The organism is Pricia mediterranea, assembly GCF_032248455.1.
Taxonomy (GTDB): Bacteria; Bacteroidota; Bacteroidia; order Flavobacteriales; family Flavobacteriaceae; genus Pricia; species Pricia mediterranea.
In genome coordinates, this window is record NZ_JAVTTP010000001.1 from 38,216 (window position 1) to 61,227 (window position 23,012).

Sequence of the window (23,012 nt, forward strand, 5' to 3'; positions counted from 1 at the left end):
GGGAATGTGCCTATGGGACTATATGTACAAAAAAACAGTGTTTCTTCCCGATAATTATTCCTTAACTCAATAACTTCGTCCACATCATAAAAAAATACCTGATCAATATGAAACCTCTACTTTTTGGGTTTATGCTGGCATCCCTATTGTTGGGATGTGCCTCCGCCAAAAAAAACGTTCAACGCACGACGGATAGCGTTTTCGCATCCCCATTTTATGACCAACAGTTTACGGGGGTGCTTATTTTGGATGCTGGTACTAAAGACACCCTCTACGCCCGGAACAGCGAAAAATATTTCACCCCGGCAAGCAATACCAAGATTTTCACCCTTTTTGCCGCCCTTCAGTTTTTACCGGACAAAATTCCCGCCTTAAAATATGTGACGCAAAACGACACGCTATATGTAGAGGGCACGGGTGATCCCTCGTTTTTACATCCGCATTTTATGGATAGTACCGCTTTGAATTTTTTGCACGGCCATCGGAATATTTCCCTACACTTGGACAATTTTGTAGAGAACAGGTATGGACCGGGATGGGCATGGGGCGACTATCAATATTATTATCAGCCCGAGCGGACTGCATTTCCCCTCTACGGGAACGTCGTGACCCTACATAATTCCGAATCCGTCAAGGTGGTGCCCACATATCTTTATGACAAAGTGGTGCCCATCGATTATACCCTACGCCGCGAATTGGACAGGAATTTGTTCTACTTTGGGAAGACCCGAAAAGATACCCTCGAAATTCCTTTTAAGACGGATACCACTCTAATAAAAACGCTGTTGGAGGATGTTTTAGGAAAAAAACTTAGCCTTGCCGACCGGATGCCCGCGGGCGAAAAGAACGTTTTATATAGCCTTCCCTCTGATTCCCTCTACCGACGGATGATGCACAAAAGTGATAACATGATCGCGGAGCAACTTCTGATTTTGGCTTCCTCTACGCTATCCGATACCCTCGATGGCGGAAAAGTTCGGGATTCCGTTTTGAGCAATCAACTGGCGGACCTCGAACAGCCCCCGCGCTGGGTCGATGGATCGGGGCTCTCCCGCTACAACCTGTTCACTCCCGAATCGATGGTACAGGTACTTTCGAAATTACATGAGCAAGTGCCGGAGCAGCGCCTGTTCGATATTTTTCCCGCAGGGGGCGTGTCGGGTACGCTCGAGGATTGGTACCCCGGTAATCCCGATCCCTACATTTATGCCAAGACCGGAACCTTGGGCAACGTACATTGTGTCAGCGGTTATTTGGTCACAAATTCGGGAAAGACCTTGATATTCAGTTTTATGAACAACCACTATCGGCATCAAAGCTCGGAAATAAAAAAAAGGATGCAACTTATTTTTGAGACTATTCGGGACACGTACTGAATTCCAGAGTAGAGCGAAAAGGTAGAGCAAAGAGACAAGAAGGGTAACAGGCGACGGTGGACGGTAGATGGATGTAACGGAAGACGGGTGGGGCGAATCCTTTATTTTTCAAACAGCCCTTGTATCGTCGCATGTTGTAATAAAACGATGGTTTTCACATCCTTTATTTCGCCGGTTTTGACCATTTCCATGGCTTTTTCGAACGAAACTTCCAATACCTCAATGTTCTCCGTTTCGTCTTGGGCGCCGCCGCCCGCGTTGACTTTCATGCTATCCTCATAGGCTCCCACAAAAAAATGCATGATTTCGGTTACCGCTCCCGGAGAGGTGTAGGCCTCCAGTACTCTCTCCACCTTTTCGATTCGGAAACCCGTTTCCTCTTCCACTTCCTTTTTAATTCGAACCTCCGGCAGGGCGTTGTCCAACACGCCCGCGCAGACCTCCATCATCATCCCGTTTTGGTTCCCGTTTACATAGGTCGGCATCCGAAATTGACGGGTCAAGATCACCGTTCCCTTGTCCTTATTGTAAAGAAGGATACAAACCCCGCTCCCTCTATCGTAACTTTCCCGTTCCTGAGTTTCCCACGACCCGTCTTCTTTTTGGTAGTCGTAGGTGTACTTCTCGAGCGTGTACCAGTTATCGGATAAAACTTCTTTCTGGATGTTTTTTATGCTACCGTTTTTCAAGAGATCAATTTTAAAATGGAAATACAAAGATAAAGGTTTAGTAGCCTAACTCTAGGATTTTGCGGACCTGGCCGGTCAGAAATTGCCCCAATCCCTTTAACAAAAAAATATCAAAGGCGGGATCACACCTCTACCCTGGAACAAAGAAAGCCTTCAGAACATGACTCGCTGGAGCATAGTTAGTTTTTCCGTTTAAATGAATAGATTGGCGGCCGTTTATTAAAGAGTAGACATCTGACCCACAATATAGTCCAGAATTTATAACTTTGAAAGGAATCATCCGTATGAGCATTTTTCTGCAAAAAATAAAAAATCTCCTGCCGGCCTATTTCGCCATGGTAATGGCCACGGGTATCGTTTCGATCGCCTCCTATTTAAACGGTTTTGAACTTTTTGCCTATTCCCTGTTTTACCTGAACCTGGTGTTCTTGGGAGGCCTAAGCATGATGTTTCTTTATCGGTGCCTATCTTATTCCCGGGAAGTTCTAAACGATTTTAGGAGTTATGTGAAAGGCCCCGGTTTCTTTACCATTGTGGCAGCCCTGTGTATTATCGGCAATCAATTCATCATGCTCACGGGAAATACGGCAGTTGCAACCCTGCTATTAATACTGGCGGGTATAATATGGCTATTTGTAGGGTACGGTTTCTTTTACAATATCACCGTTTCAGGAGCAAAAAAACCACTTAGGGAAGGGATAAATGGTACTTGGCTAGTTATTATAGTAGCGATACAGGCCCTGTCGGGATTGATATCTTCCCTCACAGTAGGCAGCCAAACCCATGATTATATCCTCCTGTTCGTGGCTTTATGCCTTTTCCTGATCGGTTGTATCTTTTATTTGTTCATAATGTCCCTCATCATTTATAGGATGTCCTTTTTCCTACTTAACGCCAACGAATTGGGAGCACCTTATTGGATCAACATGGGGGCAACGGCCATTACTACCCTTGCGGGATCTCTGCTGATCCTGCACGAGCAACATTTTAATTTCATCATGGATATAATGCCGTTTATTAAAGGGTTTACCCTCTTTTTCTGGGCTGCGGGGACCTGGTGGATTCCATTATTGATCATTCTTGGAATGTGGCGCCACCTTATCATGAAAGTACCGGCACCCATTTCTCCAAATGGGTACGATCCCAGTTATTGGGGAATGGTTTTTCCCTTGGGCATGTACACAGTGGCTACATTTCGATTGAGCCAAGCCTTGGAAGTTCCTTTTTTAGAGCAGATACCGACCTATTTCGTCTATATCGCCGTATTAGCTTGGCTGGCAGTTGTTATCGGTTTTTTTAGACATTTATTGGATTGGGCCTTACAAAAGCCAAAATCCGGGGCTTCCTGATACGTCATCTCTCATTTAACTTTTACGTGGTGAACCTATGATTATTTAGAATATTTCTAAAATTCGATCATTACTTGAAATATCCAATATTTGCCGGTTTAATTTTTGTTGTTTGTCATAAAACCTCCTAATTTTAAATCGACCACTCAAATCGGCACATTTATGTTCAAGCTATTTAAAACTTTGGATCGTCTGGCTCTTATCAAGGCCACGATTGCCGCTGTTTTAACTGTTGCAGTGGTTCTTCTGGGTTCTAGGAATCTTCAGAATTTCGATCCTGCCCTAGTAGCCTACCTTATCGGGACCGTTTTTGCTGTTTTTGGTATCGCCTACCGCTATTCGGTTTGGATCCAGCGTCCGCCTACCAAGCTTTATTGGCGCAGGAGTATGCAATTTCTTTTTAGCAAGGACTTTGTTCCGAACGCGCTGAGATCTTTCCGGCTCTTTTTAAGGAATATCATGTTGCAACGTTTTATAGCCCATCGGAGCCGAACGAGGTGGATCGCCCATTTTATGTTAGCTACCGGTTGTCTAATTGCTTTTGCCATTACCATTCCGCTAACTTTCGGATGGATACATTTTGAACTACGCCCGGGAGACGATGTCACCTATCACGCCATGCTTTTCGGATTCGAAGCCGGAACTTTTGCGTTGGGTTCCCCTATAGCTTTTATTGCCTTTCACGGCCTGGTGTGGTGTTCCGTACTGGTGACAATAGGGGCCGTAATCATGATGAAGAGAAGGTTTACCGATGGCGGGTTGATCGCTACCCAGACCTTTGAGAACGATTGGTTGCCCCTTATTCTTCTTATCGCCATTTCGGTAACGGGACTGGGCATTTCCTATGACTACACTTTTTTGCAGGGAAAGACCTATCAGTTCATGGCCGTGACGCACGCGATAACGGTAATATTATTTTTGGTCTGGCTGCCTTTCGGCAAGTTCTTTCACATCTTCCAACGGCTCGCCCAACTCGGGGCCAATCTCTATAAACATGAAGGAAAAAGACGCGGGATGGCCCAATGTCCGCATACTAAAAAGGATTTTGCATCTCAGATACATGTTGACGATCTTAAAAAAGTAACTAAGAATTTGGGATTTGACTATGATAAAAAAGATGGAACCAATCATCTTGACCTGAGTCCCGAAGGAAAACGCTCCGCTTTGGCCAAGGCGCACCTCAAGGCAAGGAAGGACGCAGGATATTATTTTGGATAGGATTTAAATCTAATAATGGCAAAACTACCTACTTCAGTAGATAAAATTATAAAGGAACATGGGCCCCATGCGGCCTACCCCCCTAAATCAGGATTTGAAGGCTCGCATGAGCCGGATAAACTGGTTAAAACCCACTGTTGTTACTGCGGGATGCAATGCGGTATCAAACTAAAGGTAAAGAACGAAAAGATTGCCGGCTTTGAACCTTGGATGGAATTCCCCTTTAACGAGGGACGTCTATGTCCCAAAGGAGTGCAGCGGTACATGCAGAACAACCATCCCGACAGAATAATGGGGCCCATTCAACGCGTCGAAGGAAAGGGTTTCGACCCCATCAGCTGGGAGAAGGCGATGAGCAAGACCGTAAGCGAGATACAACGCATCCAAAAACAGTATGGCAATGATGCTTTTGCCATGCTCTCGGGGGTATCACTTACCAACGAGAAAAGTTATATGATCGGCAAGTTTGCCAGGGTTGCCTTGAAAACGGCCAATCTTGACTATAACGGACGACTTTGCATGGTAAGTGCCGGCGGAGGAAATAAAAAGGCATTCGGACTGGACAGAAGCTCCAACAGCTGGGCGGACCTGAAACATGCCAAGGTGATTTTGGTGGCAGGGGCCAATATCAGCGAAACCTTTCCGACCCTTACCCACTACATATGGCAGGCCCGTGATAACGGTGCGAAGCTGATCGTGGTCGATCCCCGCGAGATTCCGTTCGCACGAACGGCAGACCTGCATTTACCGGTACGGCCCGGTGGGGACTCGGCCCTATTTGGAGCCATGTTAAAAATAATGGTGGATAACGACTGGCTCGATCACGATTTTATCGAGAACCACACCTCCGGCTTTGAAGAAACCATCGAGGCCGTAAAGGACTACGACCTTGAATGGGCCGAAAAAGAATCCGGGGTCCCCAAAGATTTGATCTACAAAGCGGCCAAACTCTGGGGCGAGGCCAATACAAGCTTTCTAATGCACGCCCGCGGTATTGAACACCACACCAAAGGGGTAGAAAATGTACTGAGCTGCATCAACTTGGTGCTGGCCACAGGCCGAATAGGAAAACCCTATTGCGGATACGGGACCATCACAGGCCAGGGTAACGGTCAGGGCGGAAGGGAACACGGACATAAATGTGACCAGCTTCCCGGAAACAGGGATATAACCAATCCTGAACACAGAAAGTACATCTCCGAAGTATGGGGAATAGATGAAAAGGATATGCCCGGGAAAGGGCTTACCGCCTATGAACAGATCGAAGCCATCCACAGGGGTGAAATAAAGGGAATGATCTCAATCTGTTTTAATCCGTTGGTATCCCTCCCCAACAACAACTACGTACGGGAGGCACTTGAAAAACTTGAGTTTTATATCAACATTGATACCTTTCTCAGTGAAACGGCCCGGCACGCGGATATCGTTATGGCCGGCTCCCTGCACGAAGAAGAAGAAGGTACGGTCACCACCGCGGAAGGTCGCGTGGTCAAGATCAATGAAGCCGTACCGCCCCCGGGGAACTGTAGGCGCGATGGTGAGATTTTAATGGAACTGGCCGATCGGTTGGGTGCCGGAAACAAATTCAGTTATCCTACCAGTGAGGATATTTTTAACGAGCTTCGGGTAGCCTCAAAGGGAGGAACTGCCGATTATTATGGCATCACCTATAAAAAAGTAGTGGACAATATGGGGGTTTTCTGGCCCTGTCCGTCCGAAGACCATCCGGGAACTCCCAGGCTTTGGGAAGATCGTAAGTTCGCCACCCCGGACGGAAAGGCACATTTCAATCCCGTAAAATATCGACCCGCTTCCGAAGTCACCGATAAGGAATTCCCCGTGGTTCTCACCACAGGACGCGTAGTTTCCCAATACCTGAGTGGCACGTCGACCCGTCGAATTGGAAAACTCATAGACCAGTATCCCGAGCCCTTGATGGAAATCCATCCCAAGATGGCAACGCTATATGGTATAGAAGATCGTGATTTGGTAAAAGTAAAGACAAGAAGGGGGGAAGCTGAATTTCCTGCGCATGTGGTAGAGACCATTCGGGAAGATACCGTTTTTATTCCCTATCATTGGGGAGGCAAATTCTCCGCCAACCAGCTTACCATAGGCAATCTCGACCCTGTGTCAAAGATTCCGGAATTTAAGGTATGCGCCTGTAAACTGATTCCGACCGGAAAAAAGGGAAGTGAAACAAGAACCGAAACAGCCTATCAAAGCTGGCTGTAGCGGAGCGTAGGAACTAATATTAATCTAAAGCTAAAAAACCATCAATTATGCCGGAAACGAATTATGATCAGGAAATGGCTTTTTTTGTAGACATGCAACGTTGTATCGGCTGTCATGCCTGTGAAATGGCGTGTGCCGAATGTGAGACCAACGGCCAGGAAAGCATGATCCACGTGCATTATGTGGACCGGGCCAAAAGTCCCCAGACCACGGTACAGGTGTGCATGCATTGTGAAGATCCCACCTGCGCCAATGTGTGTCCCGCGGATGCCATCCACCAAGATGAATTCGGGGTCGTACATTCCGCGAATACTTCCAGATGCATTGGCTGCTCCAACTGTGTGTTGGCCTGTCCCTTTGGCGTACCCAAAAAAGAGGAAAAAGCCGAGTTGATGATGAAGTGCAACATGTGCTATGACCGAACCAGCGCGGGACTGAAACCTATGTGCGCCACTGTTTGCCCCAGCCAGGCCCTCTACTATGGCACCCGGGAAGAAATAGAAAGAATGCGACCGGACTCCGTACCTGTAAATTCGTTCAAATTCGGAGCGCAGGAGGTCAATACCAAGGTTAACATTATGATGCCAAAAGGCACCCACCAGTTAGTCGTCGAGTAAAAGGTATAGCAATGGAACAAAAAAATCCTGAAAAAATACCTAACTGGAAGAGCGATTTTCCAATTAGCACAGAAAAGGCTACCCATATTAGCCGCAGGGAATTTGCAAAATTTCTTGGTCTGCTCTCGGGAGTTTTGGCCTTGAGCAACGGCGCAATCGTTATCAAGGCGCTTGCATTTCCTTCAAAGCCATTGGAAGGCGACCACTTCGTTTGCAATGAGGATGAAGTTCCGGTTGGTAAAATGATTCAATTTGAAATTCAGGGAGACATGGTGATACCCTATATTCTCATTCATCTTCAGGAAAACGAATGGCGCGCGTTCGAACAAAAGTGCACCCATCTGGCGTGTGCCGTCCGTTATCGGGAAGAGGAACAAAAAATCGAATGTCCCTGTCACAACGGTTGGTTCAGTGCCGATACGGGAGAGGTGCTTCAAGGGCCTCCACCCCGGCCCCTACCCCAACTTGAGGTAGTCCGAAAAGAAGGAAAAGTATATGTCCGGCAGGCAGAAGAGCCCTATGCCACCTAAAAAAAATAATGATATGAGTGATTTTAGAGCTTCACAAAACAAGGCACATCCCAATAAAACCAGTACCATTATGACGGGAATAATCTTGTTGCTTATTCTATTTGTAAGCATGCAGATCTGGTTTCTATTTGGTGCATTGAACAACGCCTTGGAAGAAAATCTATATTTTGCCCTGACTACTTTTATCGGTTCCCTGTTGTTGGCATTGGCCTCTTTTTGGTTGTTGCGCTACTTACCCGACCCCATTAGAACAGTATGGAAAAAGTAAGCCTGGAAACGACTAGCATCCATCCTGGCCTTTTCCGGAAGTTCTCCAAAATTCACGAGCCGCAACGGTTAATTTTACCGACGGGGTTTTGAGAAAGTTACCCTCCATTACCTAAAAAAATCAATCCTTACCGCTTTTAACAAAAGATATTCAAACCCATGAAAAAAAATATTCTTCTACTTAGCCTCACCTTTCTTATCACCATCAATCTTTTTGCCCAATCCAAGCCCCTTCCCCGCATTGCCATTGCAGGCCTGGGCATTGAATCGAGCACCTTCTCCCCTGCCCAATCCACCGAGGAGGCCTTTCATGCCAATACGGGTGAAGACATATTTTCAAGATATCCTTTTATGACGGAAGGTTCGAGTGAACGGCAGCGGGCGCAATGGGTACCGACCTTGGTGGGGAAATCCCTGCCGGGCGGTATCGTTACCCGGGAGGCCTATGAATCGCTAACGGGCAAGATCTTGAAGATGTTAAAGGAGAACGGACCGTATGACGGACTCTTCTTTGATATCCACGGAGCGATGAGCGTAGTGGGACTCGATGATCCGGAGGGGGACCTCATCGAGCGCATCCGGGAGGTCATCGGAACTGATCCCTTGATTTCGACTTCGATGGACCTGCACGGCAATGTTTCCGAGCGCCTGGCCAAACACTCCGACCTGATCACCGCATATCGCATGGCGCCTCACGAAGACGCTATCGAATCAAAACAACGGGCCGTAAACAACCTGTTGGACCGGCTCGAAAACGGAAAGGGAAAGCCAAAATACAAGGCCTATGTGCCCGTGCCGATTCTACTGCCCGGTGAAATGACGAGTACGCGTATCGAACCGGGCAAAAGTCTGTACGCCAAAGTTCCTACGGTAGCCGATCAAGAAGGTGTTATCGACGCCGCCATTTGGATCGGGTATGCCTGGGCCGACGAACCACGCAATCATGCGGTAGTCATGGTCACAGGAGACGACAAGGTAAAAGTGACAAGCGGAGCCGAAAAACTGGCACAACATTTTTGGGACGTACGTAACGAATTTGAATTTGTGGCTCCGGTAGCATCCCTAAAGGAAAGCTTGGACAAGGCCATCGCCAGCGATAAAAAACCATTTATGATCAGTGATCTGGGCGATAACCCCACTGCGGGGGGTGCCGGGGATGTCACATGGACCCTGGAAAAGATTCTCGCCCGTCCGGAATTTAAATCCGAAGACGGTCCCTCGTTGATCTATGCCTCCCTTCCCGGACCGGAGCTGATCGAAGAAGCCCTGAAAGTTGGGGTCGGCGGAACGGTCAACGCTCCGGTAGGTGCCAGTGTCGATGATCGATATGCCCCACCTATCCAATTATCCGGCAAAGTCGAAGCCATCAAAAAAGGTGATAGGGATGCAGTGACCGAAGTGGTGGTGAAAGTCGGAAGCGTGCACGTCATCGTGACCAAAAAAAGAAAGCCCTACCATCAAAAAAGCGATTTTACGGATTTGGGACTCCATCCCGAGCAGACGGATATTATCGTGGTCAAAATTGGTTATCTCGTACCCGAGCTTTACGATATGCGTGGGGACTGGTTAATGGCCCTGACTCCAGGGGGTGTGGATCAAGATTTGGAACGATTGGGTTACAAGCGCATTAAAAGGCCGATGTTTCCGTTGGACAAGGACATGGAACAACCCGATTTGAATGCCCAACTGATTCCGGCATCGGACGAACTTTAAGAACGGGGATCCAAGGGTATCAACATTTTTTCCATGTTGAGTTTTGAAAGTGGTTTATCGAAATGTCCGTGAATGGCCCCGTGATCCTTGGCCCGCTTACGGTCTTTGGAATTGGAAAAGGCAGAGAGTACGTAAATTTCCGGCTTCTTTCGGGTTTCCGGCACCTTGTCGATCTCTTCCAGAAATCGCCATCCGCACATTTCCGGCATAACCAAATCCAAAAGAATGATATCGGGCAAGTTTTGTTCCGTGCGTTGCTTTTCAAGATACACGTTCAACGCAATTTCTGCATTGTCAAAATCCAAAACTTTGGCATTGACATTGGCTTGGTCTATTCGGTACCGAGTGGCGTAAAGGGAAACCAAATCGTCATCGATGATCCATATTTCTAAAGGCATATTGGTCTGTTGGTCGTGTGGTTGGTTAAAAATTACTGCAAGTCATCTATTAAAATCTATTGTCTCCATCCAAAATATCCCCTAATCCTCCTAAAATACTGCCTTCACCTTTGTCTTTTCCTCCTTTGGGCAAGGCCGCCAGCACCCGTCCCGCCAAACGGCTAAAAGGGAGGGATTGGATATATACCGTTCCAGGCCCTCGTAAGGTGGCAAAAAATAGCCCCTCGCCTCCGAATATCGTATTTTTAATTCCGCCCACGAATTCGATATCGTAATCGACCGTATGGGTGAAACCTACGATACAGCCGGTATCTACTTTTAGGACCTCTCCCGCCACCAACTGTTTTTTGGCCAAGGTGCCGCCGGCATGTACGAATGCCAGACCGTCACCTTCCAGTTTCTGCATGATAAAGCCTTCGCCACCGAACAGTCCCCTGCCCAAGCGTTTCGAGAATTCGATTCCGATGGACACCCCTTGGGCAGCGCACAGAAAAGCATCTTTTTGGCAGATGAACTTCCCTTGTATTTCCGAGAGATCGATCGTCAGGATCTTTCCCGGATAGGGCGAAGCAAAACTGATCTGTTTCTTTCCCTGCCCTGCATTGAGAAAGGCGGTCATAAAAAGGCTTTCCCCGGTCAACACCCGCTTTCCCGCGGAAAAAATCTTGCCCAGAATGCCCTTTTCCTGATTGGAACCGTCCCCAAAAATAGTATCCATCTGAATGCCGGAATCCATCATCATAAAGCTTCCCGCCTCGGCCACTACCGCCTCATTGGGGTCGAGCTCGATTTCGACATATTGCATCTCTTCGCCGAATATCTGGTAATCAATTTCGTGTGAATTCATTTATATAAAGTTAAAGGTTCGTAGGCTTAGGCACGTAAAAGTGGGCTAGGTTGATAATCATAACAAAGGTTAATAATCATTTTAAGTCAGGTCGAAGTGAAAATTTTACACATCAACTCCTGAACTTATAAACTCAAAACTATTTTCTAATACGGACCGTCCATTCAAAATTAAAGGTGGAGACTACGGTTCCTTCCTCGTCAACGCCGGTGGACCTCATCCAAAAGGTCTGTCCCTCTCCTGTGGCTACGGTCTTATTTAACGCAGCTTGAATCAAATCCCCATCATTGCAGGTAAAGGTAATCTTCCCCCTGGCCTTCTTTGAAAAATTGGCGTTGTTATTTTGTACCAGCATCGAAATCCTCTTGCCGTTATCACGAATTCTATTGATGACCAGTGCCCCGGTGCTCAACTCGGCGGCCATGCCCTGAACCGCCCAGAACATGGAATTAAAAGGGTTTTGGTTCCGCCAACCGTACTTCACGGTAACCGTACATATTTGTTCGGAAATGGACCTTACCCGTACGCCGGTCCACCAAGCGGCCGGCAATTTAAAAAAAGTGAACCGGTTGAATTGTCCAGCGGAAAGTCCCATTCTATATTCGTTTTCCCTCAAAAATATTGAAAAATAGCGAACCTTCATATGTTAAAGTTTTATTAATTTATAGTACTTTGTTTTGCATAGTACCTTCTTTTAGCCATATATTTGCATTAGAAACTATTAGCCAATGGAGACTACCTTGACAAAGCACGAGCGAAATTTAGCGACGGCCATTCATGCCTCTACCTTTTCGAAGTTCTTTATCCCCTTCGGAAATTTTATCGTTCCCCTCGTTTTATGGATGGCCAATAAGAAGGACTACGAGTTCGTGGACCACAATGGAAAACAGGCCCTGAACTTTCAGATCAGCCTGCTCCTCTACTCCATCGTATTCGGCTTTATCAGCATCCCGTTTTTTTTAGGGTTCTTTCCCGATATTCTGGAGATAGGATTTTTCGGTTTCGAACGCCTGAGCGATTACAACAACTTGAACATCCACTTTGACAGCGATAACTTTAATTTCGGTCCTTGGATGCTTCCCTTGGGAATTGCCGGCTTGGTGCATGTCGCACTTTTTGTCATCAACATCGTCTATACCATTTTAGCCACCCTCCGCACGAACGAGGGACAGCTGTTCAAGTATCCGATTACGATCAAATTCATTAAATAACGAGTGAGGGAGGTAGGCAGTGGCAGTAGGCAGTAAATAAATTCAATAATTAATAATTAATAATTAATAATCAGTAATCATTACCACCCGGGTCTTAATCACACCCGTAACATTAAAAAGGAGTTTATTCATCGATTTGTGCCGAGCGCACAATATCGGACATCAGAAAACAAACACCGAACCTATCCCGACCAAGGGCCGGAAGGTTCGGTACAGGCAGTCAACCTATGCAGGTACACAAGGCAATTCAAAAACCGCGTTCCCCCGATCAAGCGGAACTGCATAAAAAGCAAAAGGAAATTATGAACGTAGAAAATACTAAGGCACAAATGCGAAAAGGGGTGCTGGAATACTGCATCCTGTCCATCCTCAATGGAAAGGACAAGTATGCTTCCGAAATTCTGGAGACCCTAAAAGACGCCAAGATGCTCGTGGTCGAGGGTACCATTTATCCTCTCCTGACCCGTTTGAAGAACGCGGGCCTACTCAGTTATCGCTGGGAGGAATCCACTTCCGGGCCGCCCCGTAAATACTATGCCCTGACGGAAACCGGCATTTTATTCCTAAAAGAACTGGATACGACCTGGGATGAATTGAGAACGGCAACCAATTTGGTGACCCAAAACAAATAACCTGAAAAACAAAAACCTATCAACTAATATATCTTAGCTTTCTACCGAAGCCATCCATCCTCGGACGACAGCAAGTAAAATCATCAAAAAATGAACAAAACAGTCAATATTAACCTCGCCAATAGGCTCTTTCACATCGATGAAGGGGCGTACCTGAAGCTGCAGCGGTATCTTCAATCGGTTAAACGGTCGTTCGCGAATACACCCGGTAGCGATGAGATCCTGGCCGATATCGAGGCCCGTATCGCTGAACTTTTCTACGAAAAACTAGAAAATGAACGTCAAGTCATCACCCAAAAAGAAGTGGACGAGGTAATCGCCATCATGGGGCAGCCGGAGGACTACATCGTTGACGAGGATATCTTTGAAGACGAACCGCAAACAGGCAAAGGTTTCACCGAACCCAAAAGAACAAGAAAGCTGTACCGCGACACGGACCAGAAGTACGTGGGCGGGGTATCGTCGGGATTGGCCCATTATTTCAACATCGATCCCGTCTGGATCAGATTATTATGGGTCGTACTGACCATTGGTTCGAGTGGCGGTTTCATCTTGTTGTACGGTCTCTTGTGGCTATTGGTTCCGGAAGCGGTAACAACCGCCCAGAAACTCGACATGCGGGGGGAGGACGTCAACATCAGCAATATAGAACGCAAGGTCAAGGAAGGCTTTGATGATGTTGCCCAAAAAATCAAGAGCGTCGATTACGAAGGTGTAGGAAACAAAGTAAAAAGCAGCGGAAAGACCTTTTTCGATACCGTGGGCGATGTCATTCTCTTCATGTTCAAGGTTATCGGTAAATTCATTGGTATTCTATTAATTATCATCGGTGCCGCTACAATTATTGGACTTTTTATCGGAATGATTACCGTTGGTATCGCCGATGTTGTCAATATTCCCGGACTCAACATGTACCATATCGTCGATGCCAGTAATATGCCCATTTGGTTCGTTTCGCTGCTGGGCTTTTTCGCCATCGGCATCCCCTTTTTCTTCCTATTGTACCTCGGGCTGAAAATTCTGGTCAACAACCTGAAATCCATCGGACGGATCGCCAAGTTCTCCCTGCTCGGGCTGTGGTTGATTTCCCTAATACTATTGATTGTTTTTGGGGTGAGACAAGCGACCGCCAGAGCGTATTCCGAATCGGTCCAGATTGAAGAAAACCTCCCTTTTCAGGATGTAAACGACACCCTGCGTATTGATATCGCTTCTTACGACCGCGCGTACCGAAACAAGCGTACGGTCAAAATGGGCGATGGAAGTGTTCTTAGCCGGAACGACGCGGGCGAGGAGGTCATCGTTCTAGACGATGTAGAAATCTATCTGGAAGAATCAAAAGACACCCTCGCCAGTATCGAAATCATAAAGGAATCTGATGGACCCTCGTTCGAGAGGGCCGAAGAAATCGCCACCGACATCGTCTATGGTTATTCCATCGAGGGAAATGTTTTATTCTTGAACGATTTTATCACCACGGCCCGTAAAAATAAGGTGATGGATCAAGAAGTCCGTATCAACCTAAGGCTTCCCCTGGGCACCTTGGTGGAGTTCGACCACGAGACAAGCTACCGCTGCTGGCGTTTTCATTTTGACAATGACAGGAACTTAGGTGGATGTGATCTACAGGATTTTGTTTGGAAGGTAGGCCCCAAGGGGGAACTGGTATGTCAAGGCTGTCCCGACATCAAGCAAACGAATACTTCTGAAAAAAATAAGATTAGCATCAACGAGGATGGTGTCGATATCGATATCCAGGAGAACGGCGAGTCGTTCACGCTTAAGATCAGCGAAGACGGTGTTAACCTAAAGGCCAAGGAAAGCGAGCGTGAAGGGGACCATGAAATCAATATCAATAGCGATGGGGTGGACATCGATTTGCAAGGGCACAAGGATTCGATCGACCTGTAGAAATGGATGTCCGTTTCAACGCCTACCCCAAAATCATCAGGCTGGCGGGCAGTCGAAAACTAGCGTTGACCTAGTAACTACCGGCCCGGAGTGGCATGATAAAGAAGATGTTCGTTCGAACGCAGTCGACAACCCCACTACGATCCAGGAACAAAATATGACAACTGAGTAGCGCAAATTAGAGAAATATCATCCTATTGTGCAATTTCACATCAATCTTAAAACCAGTAATAATTACAACTGCTTTTCCCTAAAGGCTGCTGTCAAGCGCCCACCGAAACTAGGGGACAGTAAAAAACAACAGTCATGAACACCTTAAAACGTATCGCCGCATCCGCGCTAGTAGCCCTATTTTTATCCTCGTGCGGATTTGACATCAATATCTCGAATTTCGGACCCGGTAAAAAAGGAAATGGCCAGGTAGTCTCCGAAACCAGGAACATCACCGAGAACTTTACCGAAGTTTCGGCCTCCGAAGGCCTAAGCGTCTATGTGACCCAGGCCGATGCTTTCAGTGTAGAAGTCGAAGCGGACGAAAATATCATAGACCTCATTGCGACAGACATCAAAAACGGGAAGCTCCGCGTTCACGCCCGTGAAAACATCGGCAAGGCGACCAAGAAAATATACGTGTCCCTACCCGAGATTACCGCCCTACAAAGTTCAAGCGGGGCGCAGCTGCAGAGCGAAACTACGCTTACGGGAGATGAGATCGAAGTCGATGGCAGCAGTGGTGCCCAGCTCAAATTGGATCTCAAAGCCGATTCGATAGAAATCGATGCCAGCAGCGGCGCGAACCTGAACCTTTCTGGGGAGGCCGACCGCGCCGAAGTGGACGTCAGCAGCGGAGGTAATATCAATGCCAAAGATTTGCAGACCAAAGCCTGTACGGCCGATGCCAGCAGTGGTGGCAACCTTAAAATACGAGTGTCCGAATCCCTAGTGGCAGATGCGAGCAGCGGTGGAAACATCTCCTACTCGGGTGAACCCAAAGTGCAGAAAAAGAAATCGTTTTCTGGCAGTGTCGATAGGTATTAAAAAATTCGTCAATCAAGAGACCTGCTTTAGACCCCAAAGGTTTTCGAAACCTTTGGGGTCTTTTGTATCTTAGCCAAAACTGAATTTTAATGCAACTCAAGCTCCAACAGTACACCCTTCCCCTCAAGCATACCTTTAGTATTTCGAGGGAATCGCACGATTTTCAAGACACCTTGGTCGTCTCCCTTTCATCGGATGGGAAAACCGGATACGGCGAATCCACCTCCAACCCCTATTACAAAATAACGATGCAAAGCCTCACCGAGGAAATCGAGGCGGTGCGAAGCGATATCGAGACCTACCCTTTTGAAAAACCCGAGGAGCTTTACGAACGTCTTTCGGGAAAGGAGCTGTCGTATTTCGCGCGCTGCGCCATAGACTTGGCGGCGCACGATCTTTATGGAAAATTACTGGGCAAACCGCTCTACCAGATTTGGGGGACAAATCTGGATCGTTATCCCATCACCAATTACACCATCGGTATCGCAACCTTGGAAAAAATGGTCGCCAAAATGCAGGAGACCCCATGGCCTATTTATAAAATCAAGTTGGGCACCGAAGACGATGTCGCCATCGTGAGGGAATTGCGAAAACATACGAACTCCGTGTTCCGGATCGATGCCAACTGCGCCTGGTCCGCCGAGGAGACCATTGAAAATGCCCCTTTGCTCAAGGAACTGGGAGTGGAATTTTTAGAGCAGCCGCTCAAGGCCGATGACGAGGCTGGCATGAAAAAGGTTTCCCAGGAAAGCGTTCTGCCCGTCATCGCTGATGAAAGTTGTATTGTCGAGGAGGATGTGGAAAAATGCGGACCCTATTTTGACGGAATCAATATCAAACTCACCAAGTGTGGCGGTCTCACCCCGGCCCTACGCATGATCAAAAGGGCCAAGGAATTGGGACTAAAGACCATGGTCGGTTGTATGACGGAATCGACCGTCGGTATCTCGGCCATCGCCCAGCTCTTGCCCCAGCTCGATTACGTAGATATGGATGGGCCTCTATTGCTCAAGGACGACATCGCAGACGGAATCCGGATTTTGGACGGCGGAAAGTTGATCTTTCCCAAATTGGGAGGGAGCGGGGTCATGTTAAGGACGGACTCTCCGCTGCGTAGGTGAATTTTACAAGGTTTTGCAATGGGAAGAAAAACAACTAGTAAAGTCTATTGAAGCTCAAGGATAATGGCGCAGTATATCGATTCGTTTCCAGGCCGTGAAATCACGATAGCGGGGAAAAAACACCTGTACTTCGGAGGCACGGCCTATATGGGACTGCAGACAGATGATGGCTTTAAAGAGCTGTTTGTCAAGAATATCAGAAAATACGGTACTAATTACGGAGCCTCCCGAAAATCGAACATTCGGATGTCCATCTTCGGAAAAGCCGAACAGCATTTGGCCGGACTCGTCGGGGCCGAGGCCTGTGCAACGCTATCATCGGGCTATTTGGCGGCACAATTCACGGCGCAAGCCTTGAATATCAAAACGCATCGGTTTTTTTATGCCCCCAACACCCATCCCGCGCTTTACCCGGCTCCCACGAAATCGTATACTACCTTTACGGCCCTGAACATTGCCGTCAGGGAACATCTAAGTTCACAGCCCAATAAAACGCCCGTAATTTTTTTGGATTCCATCGACTTTTCAGGTTGTAACTTCCCCGATTTCATACCCTTACAAATTCTTCCCTTGGATAAGCTGATTCTTGTGGTTGACGACTCCCATGGAATCGGCATCGTAGGTGAAGATGGGGGCGGCGTTTACCGTATGCTGTCCGAACTGCCTATTAAGGAACTGTTGGTCTGCGCTTCGTTGGGCAAAGGCTTTGGCATACAGGCGGGTGGGGTTTTCGGAAGCACGGAACGAATTTCCTACATGACGGAGACCCCTTTCTTCGGAGGTGCGAGTCCACCGGCCCCCGCGGCCCTAGCCACTCTTTTGGAGGCCGAGACGATATTTTCTGAAAAAAGGGAAAAGTTGCAAAGCAACATCGCACTCTTTTTGGATGCCTTGGCCAACCCACAAAAACTCAGTTACATGAAACATCATCCTGCCTTCAGTTTCTCGGATGTCCAGCTCATGGAGTATTTGGAGCAGAGCGATATTGTTTTGACAAGTTTCCCCTACCCCGATGAGGATTCTCAACTTATGAGCAGAATCGTCCTAAGCGCGCAGCATCTTGAAAAGGATATACTACGCCTGGCCGAGCTCTTGAACGAGCAACGGGCCTGAGGTTCACATGATAAACGGCAAAGCGGATTAATCTTAGTCCCTATCCCACCAAACGCCGGTTCCGATATCCTGGGTCACTTTTTCCACTTCGGCACCGTTCCTCGTTTGTTCGGAGGCGGGGTATTGCGCCCTTCGCACCCATTGACCGTTTAACAGCGGATTGTGGTTGACCGGAAGTTCCAGCCCTTCAAAGACATCGGTACTAAAATCGTACCTTCTCAAATCGACGAAGGATTCCGGATTGAGAAAAATAGCGATATTTTTCTCCCGCATAATCAGTTTTAATGTCAGGTTCGGGGCTCCCACGTCAACAGAGGCTTCGGCAAGGTAGGCGGCACTTTCTCCTGCCGCAACCCCCAGCTTTTCCATGTTGGCACGAATCCCTTCTAGATAGGCATCATAGGCGGCCTGGGTAGTTCCGACCGAAGTGGCATTTCCTCCGTTCTGAAGAAAGAGGGCCTCCGCTTCCATGAACTTTTGCTCGGCATAACTGCCGAGAATGATAGGTGCGGTTTGGGAAGAATAAAAGTTATCTGCTCCAAAGTCCGTATTGGCGCTTATGTTCACGGAATCCGCTCCCTGATCCGTAGCGAACCTGTGCACCCCGGCGGATCCATTGATACCGCCCCGATATTCCGTTGCGTCTTCCCCAACCGTAGTAATACGGGGCAGGCGTGGATCGAGGTCGATTGTGGTAAATGGGAACGCAGTACCGTTCATAGTACTGACCAACTGATCGGAAAGCAAGACGGATGCGTTACCGGTGGCATTCGGTAAAACCACTCCCGCGTGCCAAGGATTGAAGTTTCGGGTGTTATAGACCAATTGAAAATCGTCTTCGTTACTTCCAAAGCCATTGGCCACATTGGCGAGCACCCCATTGACGGCAGCATCTTGATCTACTTCGGACAGATGCAACGCATATTTCGCCTTTAAAAAATGGGCGGTCTTCTGCCACTTTGAGATATCCCCCCCAAAAATCAAATCTTCTTGACCAATGCCGCCACTGGCTTGCCCCAGCAGGGAGATGGCATCGTCTAGAAGAGTATTTATCTCGGTGTAAACAGTCTCTTGACTATCGAACGAGGGGGTGAAATCCTCCTCGCCCAGGGTCGCGGTCGAAAAAGGTACGGCTCCCCATTGATCGGTGGCCAGTCCCAGGTTCTGGGCCTGGAGTACTTTGGCGATTCCGAGATAGGCATTGTCCCCCGTTTCTTCGGCAATGGAGGCAATCTGGTCCAATTGGGAAAATGCTTCCAAGAAAATGGACTCCCATCCCCCGGAAAGCTGGACTTCCTCATGGGTATCCGCTCCGGGCTCGAAATAGGAGGCCAACTGTTGGGAATAAAGACACATACTGAACGCAATGCTATAGTGCGCCGATGATGTGTTGACTATGGCACTCGGCAAAAGGTCCGGTGCGGTTACATTAGCCGGCAGTTCTTTATTCGGATCCACGTTTTCGCCCAGATAATCATCGCATCCGAAAGAGAGCGATAGCAATATAACTGTAAACAATAATTTGTATCGTAGGGATGTCATTTTCTAAAAATTTAAGTTTATACCAAAGAGGAAAGATCTTGTACTCGGGATGTTGAGGCCCGTGAAGCCATAAGCGTTCGTACCTGCACTAAACTGACTGCCTTCAGGATCATACCCTTGAAAAGGAGTGTCAAGCCAAAGATTGGTTCCTGTAAAACTAACGGATAAGCCTTCGATAGGTGTACTTTTTAATAAGGTCTGGGGAAGGTCGTACGACAGGGTTACGTTCCGCAGGCGCCACCACGATGCATCCTGCACCAAAATCTCGGAAGCGCGGTTGTATGCCCCGGAATCGCGGTAATAATCTTCTGTAATCGTAACCGGAACCGTATTGGGCGAGCCATCGGCGGAAACTCCTTCAAGTACAATATCTTGCTCCCGCAACTCCGTAATCTTAAGGACTCCGTTCCTGATGCCGTTCCGTCTTCCCGAATCGTAGAGGTCGCCGCCTTCCTTACGCTCTAATAAAAAGGACAGTGAAAGGTCTTTGTAGCGGAAAGTACTCCCGATACTACCCGTCCAATCCGGAAGGGCATTGCCGACCTTGACCCGGTCAGAAGGACTTCCGGCCACGACCGTGGGCAGACCATCGGCACCGATAATCCGGTTTCCATTGCCATCGCGTTCCCAAATATATCCGAACAGATCACCGGGCTCCCCGCCCACTTCCAGTTTGGAGATAACTCCGGCAAATCCGCTATCGGCAAAAATAATCTCGTCGACACCCTCCGGAAGGGAGAGTACTTCGGCCTTGGTTTTTGACCAGTTGAGGGTGATGTCCCACTCAAAATCGGTAGTTCTAACAGGAGTTATATTGACCAATGCCTCCCAACCTCGGTTCTCGATTTCGCCCGCATTCAACACATACCGGTCGAAACCTGAAGATTGCGCTACGGGTACCGGAAGTATCTGATCTTTACTGTTCTGTTTGTAATAGGTCAGGTCGATGCCAAAGCGATTCTTGAAAAACCGGAACTCACCACCAAACTCTATCGCCGCGGTTCGCTCGGGCTTCAAGGTACTAGAACCTCCTTCATTGTCCCTTGCGAGGCCGTCGACATCCCCAAAAGGAAAATTATTAGGTCGATCATAATACACCCCCACATAGGGTGCCGCATCTTTTCCTACTTCGGCGTACGAAGCCCTAAGTTTCACGTAGGTCAGAAATTCGGGCAGGCTTCCGCTATCCTGTAGAGTTTGGGATAATACATAGCTCAAATTGAAAGAGGGATAAAAGAAACTGCGATTTTCCGATGGTAAGGTCGATGACCAGTCGTTTCTTCCGGTGATATTCAAGAACAGGGTGTTCTTATATTCCAACCGCATATCGCCGAACAGTCCCACTATTCGGCGTTCGGTACCACCGATATCGTTGAAGAAATTGGTGGCTTGCCCGAAGGCTTCGGGATTATTGGAATCCAATCCTTCCGCTCTATCGGTTACGCGACGCGTTTCTATATCGGAAATTTGGTTGCCGATCAAGAGAGACCCGCTTAAATCTTCATTAAAATCTTTGGTGAAAGTGACGAATAAATTGGAGGTCAGCTCGTTGTAATTTAATTCTTCGTTAACGATAAAACCTTCGGTTGCGGACCCTGGATCGATGTCGGAAGGAACGAACCGATTTCGTGAATCGTGGTAATTATCAACTCCCAACTGATACTGCACCGTCGCCCAATCATTGAACCTATAGTTGAGTTTGGTGTTGGCCAAAATACGGTTTACCCTGCTGTCAAGGTAACTGACCTCGGCAAAATACCGGGGATTGTCTACAATACCGGCCGTATAGTTTTTCTCGTTACCGCTAGGCAAGAGATAATCATTCACATCGAAGGTAGGCGTCCAATAGGACAAGGAACTCATAATGGATTTGTCCCCGCCGTTCGGCAATCTTCCGTCGGAAAGTATATAGGAGAAAGAAGGCTCCACGGTAAACTTGTCGCTCACATTGATTTCTCCGGAAAGTTTCAGAGTAGTCCGATCGAAGTGCGTATTAGGCACCAGGCCTTGGTCGTCGGACCGGGATAGGGAGCCGAAATAGGTATAGGTCTCCCCGCCCCCGCTTATATTAAGGGAATTATTGGAAGTGAAGGCCTGATTGAACAGGTCCTTGAAATTATCATAATAAGGTTCTCCGGGACCATATTCCGGCCCTAAAGTCCAAAATCCAAAGCTATTGTCATCCACATACCTATAGCCGCCGGGAGCGCTATTATCGGGTATTGAAACGATTTCGCCGCCTCTTCCCTCACGCCATTTTGTCTGTATATCGGGTGTTTTATTGACTTCGTTCCATCCAAAAGAGCCGCGATAGTTTAGTTTTATTTCTCCGCTTTTCCCTTTTTTGGTAGTGATGACCACTGCTCCGTTTGCCGCCCGAACCCCGTACAATGCAGTAGCGGCGGGACCCTTTAAAATCGAGACGCTTTCAATGTCGTTTGGGTTCAGATCCGCCCCACGGTTTGAGAAAGAAAACTGTTCCGCCGAAGACGGTGCATTAGATCCGGTACTTGGCAGCAGGCTTCCTGTAGGGGCCTCATTACTGATGGGAATACCATCGACGATGAACAGCGGTTGGTTGTTAGCGGATGGGTTTAGGGAGGTAATACCGCGAATTATGATGCTGGAACCGGCTCCGGCCGCCCCGCTGGTGGAGTTGATGTTTACGCCGGCCACCTTGCCTTGAATGGAGCCCAACACGTCTTTGTTATTATTCCGTACAAGTTCTTCGGTACCTACTTCCTGTACGGCATACCCCACCGAACGTTTCTCTTTTTTGATGCCCAAGGCGGTCACCACCACCTCGCTCAACTGTTGGGTGTCTTCTCGCAGACTGACGTTGATAGTAGCGTCGCTTCCGACCGGAACTTCCTTTGATTCCATCCCGAGATAAGAAAACCTCAAGACAGTGCCCTCCGCTGCCGTAATGGAGTAGTTCCCGTCAAAGTCGGAGGTAGCGCCCCGATTCTGTCCGACCACCACAATGGAGACGCCCGGCAATGGCGCTCCCCCTTCATCGGTAATAGTTCCAGTAATCGTTTGTCCCAAACCCGTATAAATACCGAATAGAACGAACAAAAAGAATACGATTTGTTTCATAAGTATAAGCGTTAGTTAATTTTTTCTAAAACTAAGAAATAAAAATCATATCCAAGGAAGAGTTCAAGGCTGTAATCGAATCGGACAGAGTTACTACAAGACAATA

The 23,012-nt window shown here is 47.8% G+C and carries 20 protein-coding genes; 14 read left to right on the forward strand and 6 right to left on the reverse strand.

Annotated features, from left to right (window positions below; genetic code table 11):
* Nucleotides 1-107: 107 nt before the first annotated feature.
* Entirely contained in the window at nt 108-1,376 is a 1,269-nt protein-coding gene (locus RQM65_RS00165) for a D-alanyl-D-alanine carboxypeptidase/D-alanyl-D-alanine-endopeptidase (protein ID WP_314011861.1), read from the forward strand.
* Nucleotides 1,377-1,477: 101 nt separating this feature from the next.
* Here RQM65_RS00165 and RQM65_RS00170 read toward each other — a convergent pair whose 3' ends face one another.
* Nucleotides 1,478-2,065, reverse strand: coding sequence for an NUDIX domain-containing protein (locus tag RQM65_RS00170; protein ID WP_314011862.1), 588 nt, complete (start codon nt 2,063-2,065; stop codon nt 1,478-1,480).
* A 284-nt stretch (nt 2,066-2,349) separates the two neighbouring features.
* Here RQM65_RS00170 and RQM65_RS00175 point away from each other — a divergent pair, with 284 nt between their 5' ends.
* The 7 genes from RQM65_RS00175 (at nt 2,350) to RQM65_RS00205 (ending at nt 9,994) form a co-directional block, all read left to right on the forward strand.
* Entirely contained in the window at nt 2,350-3,414 is a 1,065-nt protein-coding gene (locus RQM65_RS00175) for a tellurite resistance/C4-dicarboxylate transporter family protein (RefSeq protein ID WP_314011864.1), read from the forward strand.
* Between the two features lie 162 nt (nt 3,415-3,576).
* Nucleotides 3,577-4,632, forward strand: coding sequence for an MFS transporter (locus RQM65_RS00180; protein WP_314011866.1), 1,056 nt, complete (start codon nt 3,577-3,579; stop codon nt 4,630-4,632).
* 15 nt (nt 4,633-4,647) lie between these two features.
* Nucleotides 4,648-6,867, forward strand: a complete 2,220-nt coding sequence (locus RQM65_RS00185) for a molybdopterin oxidoreductase family protein (RefSeq protein WP_314011868.1) — start codon at nt 4,648-4,650, stop codon at nt 6,865-6,867.
* Between the two features lie 47 nt (nt 6,868-6,914).
* Nucleotides 6,915-7,484, forward strand: a complete 570-nt coding sequence (locus RQM65_RS00190; RefSeq protein ID WP_314011869.1) for a 4Fe-4S dicluster domain-containing protein — start codon at nt 6,915-6,917, stop codon at nt 7,482-7,484.
* A gap of 11 nt (nt 7,485-7,495) precedes the next feature.
* Entirely contained in the window at nt 7,496-8,014 is a 519-nt protein-coding gene (locus RQM65_RS00195; protein WP_314011872.1) for a QcrA and Rieske domain-containing protein, read from the forward strand.
* A 13-nt stretch (nt 8,015-8,027) separates the two neighbouring features.
* Nucleotides 8,028-8,282, forward strand: coding sequence for a DUF6755 family protein (locus tag RQM65_RS00200; protein WP_314011874.1), 255 nt, complete (start codon nt 8,028-8,030; stop codon nt 8,280-8,282).
* Between the two features lie 158 nt (nt 8,283-8,440).
* Nucleotides 8,441-9,994: a M81 family metallopeptidase gene (locus RQM65_RS00205; protein ID WP_314011876.1), complete on the forward strand. Its 1,554-nt coding sequence runs from the start codon at nt 8,441-8,443 to the stop codon at nt 9,992-9,994.
* On the opposite strand, the gene RQM65_RS00210 is transcribed toward RQM65_RS00205, so the two are convergent.
* The 3 genes from RQM65_RS00210 to RQM65_RS00220 all read right to left on the reverse strand — a co-directional run bounded on the left by RQM65_RS00210 (nt 9,991) and on the right by RQM65_RS00220 (nt 11,834).
* Nucleotides 9,991-10,392: a response regulator gene (locus tag RQM65_RS00210; protein WP_314011878.1), complete on the reverse strand. Its 402-nt coding sequence runs from the start codon at nt 10,390-10,392 to the stop codon at nt 9,991-9,993. The genes RQM65_RS00205 and RQM65_RS00210 overlap by 4 nt on opposite strands.
* Nucleotides 10,393-10,441: 49 nt before the next feature.
* On the reverse strand, nt 10,442-11,239 hold the full coding sequence (locus tag RQM65_RS00215; protein ID WP_314011880.1) for a TIGR00266 family protein: 798 nt from the start codon (nt 11,237-11,239) through the stop codon (nt 10,442-10,444).
* 139 nt (nt 11,240-11,378) lie between these two features.
* Entirely contained in the window at nt 11,379-11,834 is a 456-nt protein-coding gene (locus RQM65_RS00220) for a DUF4442 domain-containing protein (RefSeq protein WP_314016756.1), read from the reverse strand.
* Nucleotides 11,835-11,967: 133 nt separating this feature from the next.
* On the opposite strand from RQM65_RS00220, the gene RQM65_RS00225 reads away from it, so the two are divergent.
* The 6 genes from RQM65_RS00225 (at nt 11,968) to RQM65_RS00250 (ending at nt 18,265) form a co-directional block, all read left to right on the forward strand.
* Nucleotides 11,968-12,450 (forward strand): DUF4870 domain-containing protein, encoded by a 483-nt coding sequence (locus RQM65_RS00225; RefSeq protein ID WP_314011882.1) that lies wholly within the window; start codon nt 11,968-11,970, stop codon nt 12,448-12,450.
* 302 nt (nt 12,451-12,752) lie between these two features.
* Nucleotides 12,753-13,082, forward strand: a complete 330-nt coding sequence (locus RQM65_RS00230) for a PadR family transcriptional regulator (RefSeq protein WP_314016757.1) — start codon at nt 12,753-12,755, stop codon at nt 13,080-13,082.
* A 90-nt stretch (nt 13,083-13,172) separates the two neighbouring features.
* A complete protein-coding gene (locus tag RQM65_RS00235; RefSeq protein ID WP_314011883.1) occupies nt 13,173-14,993 on the forward strand; it encodes a PspC domain-containing protein in 1,821 nt (606 codons plus the stop codon).
* A 306-nt stretch (nt 14,994-15,299) separates the two neighbouring features.
* On the forward strand, nt 15,300-16,031 hold the full coding sequence (locus RQM65_RS00240) for a head GIN domain-containing protein (protein ID WP_314011884.1): 732 nt from the start codon (nt 15,300-15,302) through the stop codon (nt 16,029-16,031).
* A gap of 89 nt (nt 16,032-16,120) precedes the next feature.
* Nucleotides 16,121-17,152: a dipeptide epimerase gene (locus RQM65_RS00245; RefSeq protein ID WP_314011885.1), complete on the forward strand. Its 1,032-nt coding sequence runs from the start codon at nt 16,121-16,123 to the stop codon at nt 17,150-17,152.
* Between the two features lie 63 nt (nt 17,153-17,215).
* Nucleotides 17,216-18,265 carry a pyridoxal phosphate-dependent aminotransferase family protein gene (locus tag RQM65_RS00250; protein ID WP_314011887.1) on the forward strand — a complete coding sequence of 350 codons (1,050 nt, stop codon included), beginning with the start codon at nt 17,216-17,218 and terminating at the stop codon, nt 18,263-18,265.
* Nucleotides 18,266-18,298: 33 nt separating this feature from the next.
* On the opposite strand, the gene RQM65_RS00255 is transcribed toward RQM65_RS00250, so the two are convergent.
* Complete coding sequence (locus RQM65_RS00255; RefSeq protein WP_314011888.1) at nt 18,299-19,807, reverse strand: SusD/RagB family nutrient-binding outer membrane lipoprotein; 1,509 nt, start codon at nt 19,805-19,807, stop codon at nt 18,299-18,301.
* 3 nt (nt 19,808-19,810) lie between these two features.
* Nucleotides 19,811-22,906: a SusC/RagA family TonB-linked outer membrane protein gene (locus tag RQM65_RS00260; protein WP_314011890.1), complete on the reverse strand. Its 3,096-nt coding sequence runs from the start codon at nt 22,904-22,906 to the stop codon at nt 19,811-19,813.
* Nucleotides 22,907-23,012 lie beyond the last annotated feature (106 nt).